This is a genomic window from Azospirillum argentinense (assembly GCF_000632475.1).
GTDB classification, from domain to species: domain Bacteria; phylum Pseudomonadota; class Alphaproteobacteria; order Azospirillales; family Azospirillaceae; genus Azospirillum; species Azospirillum baldaniorum.
On record NZ_CP007793.1, the window covers coordinates 3,053,386 to 3,064,393 of the forward strand.

General features: G+C 70.1%; 10 protein-coding genes. 7 read left to right on the forward strand and 3 right to left on the reverse strand.

Annotated elements, in window-relative coordinates; all coding sequences use genetic code 11:
• Nucleotides 1-132: 132 nt before the first annotated feature.
• Nucleotides 133-1,941 (forward strand): extracellular solute-binding protein, encoded by a 1,809-nt coding sequence (locus ABAZ39_RS14230; protein ID WP_038530353.1) that lies wholly within the window; start codon nt 133-135, stop codon nt 1,939-1,941.
• On the opposite strand, the gene ABAZ39_RS14235 is transcribed toward ABAZ39_RS14230, so the two are convergent.
• From ABAZ39_RS14235 to ABAZ39_RS14245, 3 genes are all read right to left on the reverse strand, one after another.
• The gene (locus ABAZ39_RS14235) at nt 1,896-2,642 is read right to left on the reverse strand and encodes a cytidylate kinase-like family protein (protein WP_038530356.1); all 747 of its coding nucleotides are present in this window, start codon (nt 2,640-2,642) and stop codon (nt 1,896-1,898) included. The genes ABAZ39_RS14230 and ABAZ39_RS14235 overlap by 46 nt on opposite strands.
• A gap of 121 nt (nt 2,643-2,763) precedes the next feature.
• Nucleotides 2,764-4,305, reverse strand: coding sequence for a 2-polyprenylphenol 6-hydroxylase (ubiB, locus tag ABAZ39_RS14240; RefSeq protein WP_247881596.1), 1,542 nt, complete (start codon nt 4,303-4,305; stop codon nt 2,764-2,766).
• 4 nt (nt 4,306-4,309) lie between these two features.
• Nucleotides 4,310-5,119 (reverse strand): class I SAM-dependent methyltransferase, encoded by an 810-nt coding sequence (locus ABAZ39_RS14245; RefSeq protein WP_081863051.1) that lies wholly within the window; start codon nt 5,117-5,119, stop codon nt 4,310-4,312.
• 384 nt (nt 5,120-5,503) lie between these two features.
• On the opposite strand from ABAZ39_RS14245, the gene ABAZ39_RS36155 reads away from it, so the two are divergent.
• The 6 genes from ABAZ39_RS36155 (at nt 5,504) to rpsT (ending at nt 10,375) form a co-directional block, all read left to right on the forward strand.
• Nucleotides 5,504-5,641 (forward strand): hypothetical protein, encoded by a 138-nt coding sequence (locus tag ABAZ39_RS36155; protein ID WP_160174827.1) that lies wholly within the window; start codon nt 5,504-5,506, stop codon nt 5,639-5,641.
• Between the two features lie 51 nt (nt 5,642-5,692).
• Nucleotides 5,693-7,720: a tetratricopeptide repeat protein gene (locus ABAZ39_RS14250; protein WP_051658037.1), complete on the forward strand. Its 2,028-nt coding sequence runs from the start codon at nt 5,693-5,695 to the stop codon at nt 7,718-7,720.
• A gap of 48 nt (nt 7,721-7,768) precedes the next feature.
• The gene (gene mutM, locus ABAZ39_RS14255) at nt 7,769-8,611 is read left to right on the forward strand and encodes a bifunctional DNA-formamidopyrimidine glycosylase/DNA-(apurinic or apyrimidinic site) lyase (protein ID WP_038531621.1); all 843 of its coding nucleotides are present in this window, start codon (nt 7,769-7,771) and stop codon (nt 8,609-8,611) included.
• A gap of 14 nt (nt 8,612-8,625) precedes the next feature.
• Nucleotides 8,626-9,084, forward strand: coding sequence for a hypothetical protein (locus tag ABAZ39_RS14260; RefSeq protein ID WP_038530359.1), 459 nt, complete (start codon nt 8,626-8,628; stop codon nt 9,082-9,084).
• A gap of 80 nt (nt 9,085-9,164) precedes the next feature.
• Nucleotides 9,165-9,941, forward strand: coding sequence for an enoyl-CoA hydratase (locus ABAZ39_RS14265; protein ID WP_038530361.1), 777 nt, complete (start codon nt 9,165-9,167; stop codon nt 9,939-9,941).
• Between the two features lie 173 nt (nt 9,942-10,114).
• Complete coding sequence (gene rpsT / locus ABAZ39_RS14270) at nt 10,115-10,375, forward strand: 30S ribosomal protein S20 (protein WP_014238814.1); 261 nt, start codon at nt 10,115-10,117, stop codon at nt 10,373-10,375.
• The last annotated feature ends 633 nt before the right edge of the window (nt 10,376-11,008 follow it).

The window sequence follows — 11,008 nt, forward strand, 5'->3', positions numbered from 1 at the left end:
ACTGCAAAAGCGGGTTGCGCTTGGTTGTGGACGCGGGCCAAAGCTCCCGGCGCCGCGCGCGCGGAGTTTAGGCAGATGCGGGCATAAGTCAAAGCCACTTGCGCAGGTGCGGCAAAGGGACGAGCCTTCGCCATGCCCTGCATCCTCTTTGCGCTGCTCTGTCTCGCCTTTTTTCCCCTTGCGGCGCGGGCCGACCCCCCCGCGAAGGCTGTCCACGCCATCGCCATGCATGGCGACCCCGCCTATCCGCCGGATTTTGCGCATTTCGCCTACGTCAATCCCGACGCACCGAAAGGCGGCACGCTGCGCCAGGCGGTGACCGGCGGCTTCGACACGCTGAACCCCCATGTGGTCAAGGGCGTGCCGGCGCTGGGGCTTGGTTTCGTCTTCGAAACGATGCTGGCCCGCTCGTGGGACGAGCCCTTCTCGCTCTACGGTCTGCTGGCCGAGAGCCTGGAGGTGCCGGAGGACCGCGGCGCCGCCGTCTTCCACCTGAACCCCGCCGCGCGCTGGCACGATGGGACGCCGGTGACCGCCGCCGACGTGCTGTTCTCGCTGGAGGTCCAGCGCGCTCACGGCACGCCGAACCGCCGCCAGTTCTACGCCAAGGTGGCGAGCGCCGCGGCACTGGGCGAGCGCACCGTCCGCTTTATCTTCGCCCCCGGCCCGGATGGGCGTTTCGACCGCGAGATGCCGCTGCTGATGGGGTTGATGCCGATCCATGCCCAGGCGTGGTGGGCGGGGCGGGACTTCGCCGCGACGACGCTCGACCCGCCGCTGGGCAGCGGCCCCTACCAGGTCAAACAGGCGGAGGCCGGACGGCGCATCGTCTACGAGCGGGTGGCCGACTACTGGGGGCGGGACCTGCCGGCGCGGCGCGGGCTGTTCAACGCCGACACGCTGGATTTCACCTACTACCGCGACGACTCGGTGGCTCTGGAGGCGTTCCTGGCCGGGCAGGGCGACGTGCGGCGCGAATCCGATCCCGCCAAATGGGCCACCGGCTACGACGGCCCGGCGGTCCGCACGGGGCGGATCGTGCTGGAGGAATTGCCGCACCGCCGCCCGGAGTTCGCCCGCGGCCTGATCTTCAACACGCGGCGTCCCCTGTTCCACGACATCCGGGTGCGGCGGGCGCTCGGCCTCGCCACCGATTTCGCCTGGATCGGCAAGACCCTGTTCCACGGCGCGCTGGTCCGCACCGCGAGCTACTACCCGAACTCCGAACTGGCGGCGGAGGGACTGCCGGGGCCGGAGGAATTGTCGGTGCTGGAACCCTTCCGCGACCTCCTGCCGCCGGCGCTGTTCACCGAGCCCTTCACCCTGCCGCACACCGACGGCAGCGGCCCGGCGGGGGCGCGGGGCAACCTGCGCGAGGCGCTGCGCCTGCTGGCCGACGCCGGCTGGCGGGTGAGCGGCGGGCGGCTGACCGACGGGGCGGGGCGTCCCTTCGCCTTCGAGATCCTGCTGGGCAACCCGGCGGACGAGCGGGTGGCGCTCGAGTACGCCCGTTCGCTGGAGCGGCTGGGCATCGCCGCCACGGTGCGCACGGTGGACAACGCGCAGTATCAGGGGCGGCTTGATCATTTCGATTTCGACATGACCCTGCGCTGGTGGGTTTCCAGCCTCTCGCCCGGCAACGAGCAGCTTTATTATTACGGGTCCGAGGCGGCGGACCAGCCGGGCAGCCGCAACTACCCCGGCATCCGCGACCCGGTGGTGGACGCCATCGCCGCCTCCATCGCCGAGGCGCGGACGCGCGCCGACCTCGTGGCCCGCGTCCGCGCGCTCGACCGGGTGCTGCTGTGGGGCCACTACATGGTGCCGCTGTTCCACAGCCCGGCGGACCGCATGGCCCGCTGGTCGCGGCTGAAGCACCCGGAGGCGACGCCCCTCTACGGCCCGCTGGTCGAATCCTGGTGGATCGAGGAGGGCGGCTGAGCCTCCGCATGTCCACCATGATTCTGCCCGCCATGGACCCGGTGGGCGTGCAGGATCACATCGACCACGGCGTCCAGGTCGGTGAAGCGGTCGGTGTTGACGATCAGGTCGTACTGCAGCGGATCGCCGTTGGAGACCTTGAAGAACTCCTTGAAATACTTGGCGCGGGCGGCGTTGACCCGCTGCACCTCATGCAGCGCGTCGGCGACCTTGGCGGGATCGCCGCCGGCCAGCCGCGCGGCGCAGACCTCGTCCGAGCCGACGATGCGGACGCGGAAGCGCGGCGCCCCGCGCAGCAGCAGATGCGCCCCACGCCCGACGATCACCCCGCCGCGGAAGGCGATGCCGTTGACCACGCGGGTCAGCAGCCGCTGATACTCGGTCAGCGGGTCGTGCAGCCCCATCAGGCTGGCGTAGAGGAACATCCCCGTCCGCCCCGGCAGCTTCTCGTCGAGCTGGCGCATCAGCGCGGGGTCGGAGGTGGCCGTCGCCACCACGGCGTCGAGGATCTCCTTGTCGAAGCAGGACACCCCCAGCGACTTGGCGAGCTTCGCCGCGATCGCCTCGCCGCCGGTGCCGTGCTCGCGGGCGATGGTGACGACGGGGGGCGGCGACTCCAGCGGGCCGGAGCGGGGCCGGTGCGGCTGGAGCTGGTCGGTTCGGATGTAGGTCAGAAGCGCCTGGAAGTCGTCGCGGGCCATGGCTTCCCTCCGCGAACGGTTGCGACGGTTCCAGTGTCCGACCGGGCGGCGGCGGGGTCAACGGCGCCCAAGGGGGAGGGGCACGCCGTCGCACCCCTTCCGCGCGCCGCCGAAAGAGACCCTACAGCACCCGGACCGCGATCACCGTCAGCAGGACGACGATGATCCACAGGGCGATGCGCTCGCTGATCCGGCGTTCCACCCAGCGGTCGAGCATGTGCTTGACCGAATGCGGGTGCAGGCGCAGGCCGCCGTCGGCGAGCTGGGAGGCCGCGCGTTCGGCCTGGTTCACCAGACGGGGCAGGCGGCGGAACGTCGAGACCACGGCCTCCAGATCGTCGAGAACCTGGGCTTCCGGCCCGCGGTTCTCGCGCATCCAGTCTTCGATCAGCGGGCGCGCCAGCTCCCACATGTTGATGTCGGGGTTCAGGATGCGGCCCACCCCCTCCGCCGTCAGCATGCTCTTCTGGAGCAGGAGGAGCTGCGGCTGGGTCTCCATCTCGAACTGCTCGGTCACCGCGAAGAGCTGGGCGAGCAGCCGGCCGACGGAAATCTCGCTCAGCGGCTTGTTCTGCAACGGCTCGCCGATGGCGCGGCAGGCCTGGGTGAAGACCTCGATCGACTGGTGGCGGGGGACATAGCCCGCCTCGAAATGCACCACCGCGACGCGGCGGTAGTCGCCGGTCAGGAAGCCGATGAGCATGTCGGCGAGGTAGGTCCGCGTCGCCCGGTCCAGCCGGCCCATGATGCCGAAATCGACGGCGGTGATGTTGCCGTCCTGGGTGACGAACAGGTTGCCCGGATGCAGGTCGGCGTGGAAGAAGCCGTCGCGGAACACCTGGTTGAAGAAGCTGGCCGAAGCCTTGGCCAGGATCTCGTCGCGGTCGAAGCCGGCGGCGTCGAGCCTTTCCGACTCGTCCACCTTGAAGCCGCGGATGCGCTCCAGCGTCAGGACGCGGCGCGCCGTGCGGTCCCAGTCGATGGCCGGGACGTTGAAGGTGGGGTCGTCCTTGAAGTTGTCGCCCAGCTCCGACGCCGCTGCGGCTTCCATCCGCAGCTCCATCTCCAGGCGGGAGGTGCGGGCGAAGGTGTCCACCACCTCGCGCGGGCGCAGCCGCTTCAGCTTGGGCATGACCGCGACGGCCAGCTCGGCCAGCCAGTAGAACAGGTCGATGTCCCGCTCGAAGGCGTTCTCGATGCCCGGCCGCAGCACCTTCACCGCGACCTCCCGCCCGTCGGCGGTGACGGCGAAATGCACCTGCGCGATGGAGGCGGCGGCGACCGGCACCTCGTCGAAGCTGCGGAACAGCTTGCCGATGGGGGCGCCCAGCTCCTCCTCGACGATGGCGCGGGCCTGGGCGCCGGGGAAGGGCGGCAGCTTGTCCTGAAGCTCGGCCAGATCCAGCGCCATCCGCTCGCCGACGAGGTCGGAGCGGGTGGACAGCAACTGCCCCAGCTTGATGTAGGTCGGCCCCAGGTCGGCCAGCGCGCGGGCCAGCCGCTGGCCGACGCGGCCCGGCTCCTTGGCGTTGCCGACCCAGCGCCAGAACAGCGCGAAGCCGGGGGCGGTCTGCGGCAGCGTTTCCGGCAGCGCGTTGTAGCGCGCCAGCGTGCGGCCGATCACGAAGAGGCGGCCGATGTTTCGGGCGGTCCGGAACAGCATCCGGTCAGATCCGCCAGCCGGAATGGATGGCGGCGATGCCGCCCGTCAGGTTGCGCACGCGCACCGCGCCGAAGCCCGCGGCCTCGATGCGCTTGACCATGGCCTGCTGCTCGGGGAAGCGGCGGATGCTCTCCGCCAGATAGCGGTAGCTGTCCTCGTCCCCGGCCACCATGCGGCCGAGCCGCGGCAGGACCTGGAAGGAATAGACGTCGTAGATCTCGCGCAGGACCGGAAGGACCACGTGGCTGAACTCCAGGCAGAAGAACTTTCCGCCGGGCTTCAACACGCGGCGCGCCTCGGAAAGCGCGGCGTCGATGCGCGTGACGTTGCGCAGGCCGAACGCAATCGTATAGGCGTCCACCGAACGGGAGGCGATGGGCAGCTTCTCCGCGTCGCCGACCGTCCAGTCCACGCCGGTCAGCCGATTGCGGTCGTAGGAGCGGTCGCGCCCGACGCGGACCATCGACTCGGTGATGTCGCAGACCACGGCCCGCCCGCCCCCGCGCTCCAGGAAGCGGAAGGCGATGTCGCCGGTGCCGCCCGCCACGTCGAGCAGCGTCATGTCGGCGCGCGGGGCGACCATCTCCATCAGCGTGTCCTTCCACAGCCGGTGGATGCCGCCCGACATCAGGTCGTTCATCAGGTCGTAGCGCCCGGCCACGCTGTCGAAGACGGCGCGGACGAGGCCGGACTTGGCGTCGGGGTCGACGGGGCGGTAGCCGAACCAGTTCCCTTCGGCCCCGGCGGACACGCCGGTGGCCTGGGCCGGAGCTGCGGGCTGGGACGGGGCGGAGGGGGTGCGCGGATCGGTCATGGCGCGCAACATAGCGCGCGGTCTGGGCTTGCGCCAGCCGGGGCGTTGCCGTGACGCACCCCCGGCGCGCGGTTTTTGCGGGCTTGACCCCGCACCCGGCCTTCGCCATCGTGCCGCAGGTGCACGACGGGGAGACCATGGCCACGCTGCAGGAAGCCCAGCTGATCGCTTGCGACCTCCAGCGGGAGGGGCGCTTCAGCCGGAGTCGGCGGCCATCCGCAACAATCTCGCCGACGGCCACGCGCTCTGCGGCGACTCTGGCCGAGGCGGGGTCGCGGGCGCTTCGCCGAACCCCTGTGCCGCTCCGTCGGGCGCTTCCCGCAGCCGCGGTGGAGCGGGCAGCCGCTGGGCGGCGGGCGGCTGTTCGTCTGGGGAGTGCAGGGGATGGGCGACGAGCTGATGTTCGCCACGCTGCTCCTGTTGTTGACGCAATCGTCAACAGATAAGACGCAATCATCAATAGGGGCGTTGGAGGGCTGCCTGCTGGAATGCGACGCCCGGCTGCGCGCGCTTTTCCCGTAGGTCTGCTACCCTTCGCACCTTTCACCATCCAGCGCGGACACACGCGGACACATGGCGACAATCGCGGAAGCCCTGGCCATCGCCTTCGACCATCACGAGTCCGGCCGTCTGGCCGAGGCCGAGATCCTCTATGGCCGCATCCTCGACGCCGATCCCCATCAGGCGAGCGCGCTGCATCTGCTGGGCGTGCTCTACGGCCAGACGGACCGGCCGAAACTGGCCGCGGCGCTGTTCGTCGGGGCCATCGGGCTGGTCCCCGACAATCCGGGCCTGCGCTACGACCTCGCCCGCGTCCGGCTGATCCTGGAGGACGGGGAGGGGGCGGTGGCCGCCCTGCGGCGGACGCTGGCGCTTCAACCCGACCACGCGGCGGCGCTGTTCCAGCTCGCCCTGGCCTGCCGCAGCGTCGGGCGGCACGGCGAGTCGCTGCGGGTGCTGGAACGCCTCCTGACGCTCCAGCCCGACAGCCTGGAGGCGCGCTACCTCGCCGACCGCGCGGTGGAGCGGGAGGGACGGGCGCTTCTGGAGCGTGGGGAGATCGGGCGGGCGGTGGCGCGGCTCACCCGCCCGGTGGCGGAGGCGGTGGGCGTGCCGATCCTCTCCGCCCACGCCGCCGCCCTCTACCGCGATGGCCGGATGGGGGAGGCCGCCCGGCTGCTGCGCGGGATGCTCGCCGTTCTGCCGGCGGAGGCCATGGCGCTGTGGAACCTGTCGCTGGGCCGACTCGACGGCGGTGACGCGGCGGCGGCGGAGCGGCTGGCCCGCCGCGCCCGCGCTTTGGCCCCGCAGGAGGCGGAGGCCCACGCCAAGCTGGGGCTGGCGCTGGCCGTCCAGGGGCGGCGGGCGGCGGCGGCGGTGGCCGCGCGCGCGGCGCTGGCCTGCGATCCGGCGCATGCGCCGTCCCTGTCCAACCTCGGCGCCCTGATCGTCCGGACGGAGTGCGGGCAGGCCCTGCGGCTGGCCGACCGGGCGCTGCGGCTGGCCCCGGATCTGGCCGAAGCCCAGGTGGTCCGCGGCGATGCCCTGGTGCATCTCGACCGTCCGCGGGACGCGGAGGAGGCCTTCCGCGGCGCTCTGCGCGTGGCGCCGCAACTGGTCGTCGCCCATTGGAATCTGTCCCATCTGCTGCTGCGGCTGGGTGATTACGCCGCCGGCTGGGCGGAGTACGAGTGGCGCTGGCGCAGCGAGGCCCTGGCCGGGCAGCGCCGGCCCTTCCGCCAACCGCTGTGGGACGGCACGGATCTGGCGGGGCGGACCATCCTGATCCACGCGGAACAGGGGCTGGGCGACACCATCCAGTTCGTCCGCTTCCTCGACGCGGTTCTGCGGGCCGGACCGGGGCGCGTCTATCTGGAGGCGCATGGCCCGCTGCTGTCCCTGCTGGAGCGCAACACCGTCCCGGCGCGGGTGACGGTGATCCCGCGGGCCTCCGACTTTCCGGGGGTGGGCGGGTTGCCCGACACCGACGTCCAGATCCCGCTGATGAGCCTGGCCGGCCTGTTCTGCCCGAGCCTGGAGGCGATCCCCGCCCGCGTGCCCTATCTGCGCCCCGATCCGCGGCGCGCCGCCGCCTGGAGCGAGCGGCTGGCGGACGGGCAACCGACGGGTGGGCTGCGGGTCGGGCTGGTCTGGGCGGGCAACCCGTCCTTTCACGGCGACGCCCAGCGCTCGCCACGGCTGGCCGGGCTGCGGCCGGTGCTGGATGTGCCGGGCGTGCGTTTCTTCGGTCTGCAGAAGGGGCCGGGGCGGGAGGATCTGGAGGGGATGGACCTGCCGCCCTCCTTCACCGACCTGGGGCCGGACATCGCCGATGTCGCCGACACCGCGGCGATCATGGCCAACCTGGACCTCGTCATTTCCTCCTGCACCGGTCCGGCCCATCTGGCCGGGGCGCTGGGCGTGCCGGTCTGGGTGGTGCTTTCGCACCCGCCGGACTGGCGCTGGCTGATGGAACGGGACGACAGCCCCTGGTACCCCACCGCCCGGCTGTTCCGCCAGACCCGGAGCGGCGACTGGTCCGGCCCGGCGGAGGCGGTGGCGCGGGCCCTGCGGAGGCTGGTGGACGGTTTGGAGGGCTGAAGGCGCCCCTTGCGTCAACCGGCGCTTCCCACCATCCTCCTTGCCATCATGCCCGAACTTCCCGAAGTCGAAACCGTCTGCCGCGGCCTCGCCCCGCATCTGGAGGGGCGGACCCTGGTCCAGGTGCTCCAGCGCCGCGCCAACCTGCGCGTTCCCTTTCCGGACGGCTTCTGCGAGCGGCTGACCGGCCGCCGCGTCGAGTCGGTGCGCCGCCGCGCCAAATACATCCTGGTCCATCTCGACGACGGGACGGTGCTGATCGCCCATCTCGGCATGTCGGGCCGCATGATCATCACACCGGAGCGCCCCGACGCCTGGGGCGCCCACGACCATGTCGTGCTGGAGACCGACGTCGGGACGGTGGTGACCTTCAACGACGCCCGCCGCTTCGGCCTGATGGACCTCGCCATGGCGGAGACGCTCGCCGAGCACCCGCTGCTGCGCGCGCTGGGGCCGGAGCCGCTGGGCAACGAATTCTCCGGACCGGTGCTGGCCGCACGGCTGGCCGGGCGGATGACCAGCATCAAGGCCGCCCTGCTGGACCAGAGCGTGGTCGCCGGGCTCGGCAACATCTACGTGTCGGAGGCGCTGTTCCTCGCCCGCCTCAGCCCCACGCGCATCGCCGCCACGGTGACCGGCGCGAAGGCGGAGCGGCTGGCCACGGCGATCCGCGCGGTTCTGGAGCGGGCCATCGCCGCGGGGGGATCGTCCTTGCGCGATTACCGGCAGGCGTCGGGGGAACTCGGCTATTTCCAGCATCAGTTCTCGGTCTACGACCGCGAGGGCGCGCCCTGTCCGGGCTGCACCTGCGACGTGGCGAAGACCGGGGGCGTCCGCCGGATCGTTCAGGCGGGTCGTTCGACTTTCTATTGTCCGCAACGCCAGCGTTGATATAGGTGGAAGGTATGACGGCTCCATCGGCCACCGTGAGGGCGACGCTCGCCGCCCTCCTCCTCGCCGGCCCCGCCCTTGCGGGTCTGGCCGGGGTTCCTTTGCCCGCAACCTTGTCCGCCTGGGCGGCCCCCGCTTGGGCAGCCGACTCCGCCCGTTACGTCGAAGGCATGGGGGACGTGCCGGTCATGCCGGGCCTCGCCCCCGCCGAGGAGGCGCCGCTGGTCTTCGACAAGCCCGCCGGACGCATCGCGCAGTCCGTCATGGCGGGGGCCATGGACCGCAACGCGGTCCTGTCCTTCTACAACCAGACCATGCCGCAGCTCGGCTGGAGCCGCGCCCCGCAACGGGCGGGCGGAAGCGCCAGTTTCCTGCGGGAGGGCGAGGAGCTGCGCCTGGAATTCGTCGAGCCGGCCCCCGCCGTCCAGAAGGCGGCGGCCACGGTGGTCCGCTTCTCGCTGATTCCGCGCTGATCCTCCAATAAGAGACCAAGAGCAAACCAGAAGCACCCCCGCCCGGAGCGAGGGGGCAAACCACGGGAGCCTGCTGCATCATGCCGTACGAAACCATTCTCGTCGAAACCCGCGGACCGGTCGGGCTCGTCACGCTGAACCGGCCCAAGGCGTTGAACGCGCTGTCCGACCTGCTGGTGACCGAGCTGGGCCAGGCGCTGGACGCGCTGGAGGCCGACGACTCCGTCGGCGCCATCGTGGTCACGGGTTCGGAGAAGGCCTTCGCCGCCGGCGCCGACATCAAGGAGATGCAGAACTTCTCCTACATGGACGTCTACAAGGCCAACTTCATCACCGCCAAGTGGGAGCGGCTGGCCAAGTGCCGCAAGCCGACCATCGCCGCGGTCGCCGGCTACGCGCTGGGCGGCGGCTGCGAGTTGGCGATGATGGCCGACTTCATCCTGGCCGCCGACACCGCCAAGTTCGGCCAGCCGGAGATCACCATCGGCACCATCCCCGGCGCCGGCGGCACGCAGCGCCTGACCCGCTTCGTCGGCAAGTCCAAGGCCATGGAGATGTGCCTGACCGGCCGCCTGATGGACGCCGCCGAGGCCGAGCGCGCCGGCCTCGTCAGCCGCGTCGTGCCGGCGGCGGAGCTGGTGGACGAGGCGGTGAAGGTCGCCGAGAAGATCGCCAAGCTCTCGCGCCCGGTCGTCATGATGGCCAAGGACGCCGTAAACGCCGCCTACGAGACCACCATGTCCGAGGGCATCCGGGTCGAGCGCCGAATCTTCCACGCCACTTTTGCCGTCGAAGACCAGAAGGAAGGCATGGCCGCCTTCGCCGAAAAGCGTCAGCCGGATTGGAAGCATCGCTGACATCCCCCGACTCCTCCCCCGTATCTAGCGGGGGAGGACCAGAAATCCGTCAAGATCTCGTAATCTTTCCTTTGCCAAAAAACAGTGTTGGACGGTGCCTTGACTCCCATTCGGCTGGAGCGTATAAGGCCCCCTCGCACTGGGACAGGCGTGTCGTCCGGAGTAGGGTTTTCATGGCCAATCATAAGTCTGCTGAAAAGCGCATTCGTCAAACCGCGCGTCGTACGGAGATCAACCGTAACCGCGTCAGCCGTATCCGCACCTTCGTGAAGAAGGTCGAGACGGCGATCTCGTCCGGCAACAAGGCTGAAGCCGCTGAGGCTTTCAAGGCCGCGCAGCCGGAAATGATGCGTGGAGCCTCCAAGGGCGTTCTGCACAAGAACACCGTGTCGCGCAAGCTGTCGCGCCTGTCGGCCCGCATCAAGGCTCTCTGAGTTTACTCGGCGTTATAAAGCCGCGCACCAGGTCTGGGCGCGGCTTTTTGCGTTTTTGGTAAGTACAGTCTCCGTTCTTTCCGAGTCCTCCGGCAGAACTCCGGTGGGGCAGGGGATCGCGGCTGCTGGACGGCGAGTCGCCTCCGGTGGTCCTGGTCTTTGGCAAAGGCAGGGGCGGGTTTCGGAAACGCTGCGTGATTTTTGCCGCAGTCCGGACCGTTCGCTTTCTGTCCTATTGCCACGGCGAGGGCGGCTGATTAGACTTTCCTTCCGTTGGGAATGACGCACCGATGTCGTCTTTGACGTCACGCGCCGTTCGCTGAGGGACGGAGACGTTCAAAGCCGCGGGCAAGGTTGCGGGACGCTCAAGAAGCTCGACTCAACCCGTTGCTCCTGGAGCGATGCTTTTCTTAAAACTCGACGTGGCAAAGGCGGAGTCCAACTTCGCCGAAGGGATAGTATTGCCGTCCAGTTGGGAGGCATCCACCGTTGGAGTCTTCAGGAGAGGAACGTTTTGAAGGCAGGAAGCCTAAGTTAAAGGACCTGCGTTAAGGGGTCCGGGTTCGGTCGGGCGGGATGGTGCCCCCTGCGGCGCGGGGCCGTCCGGGGGGAAGGGAGCGGGGTAGGGGAAGC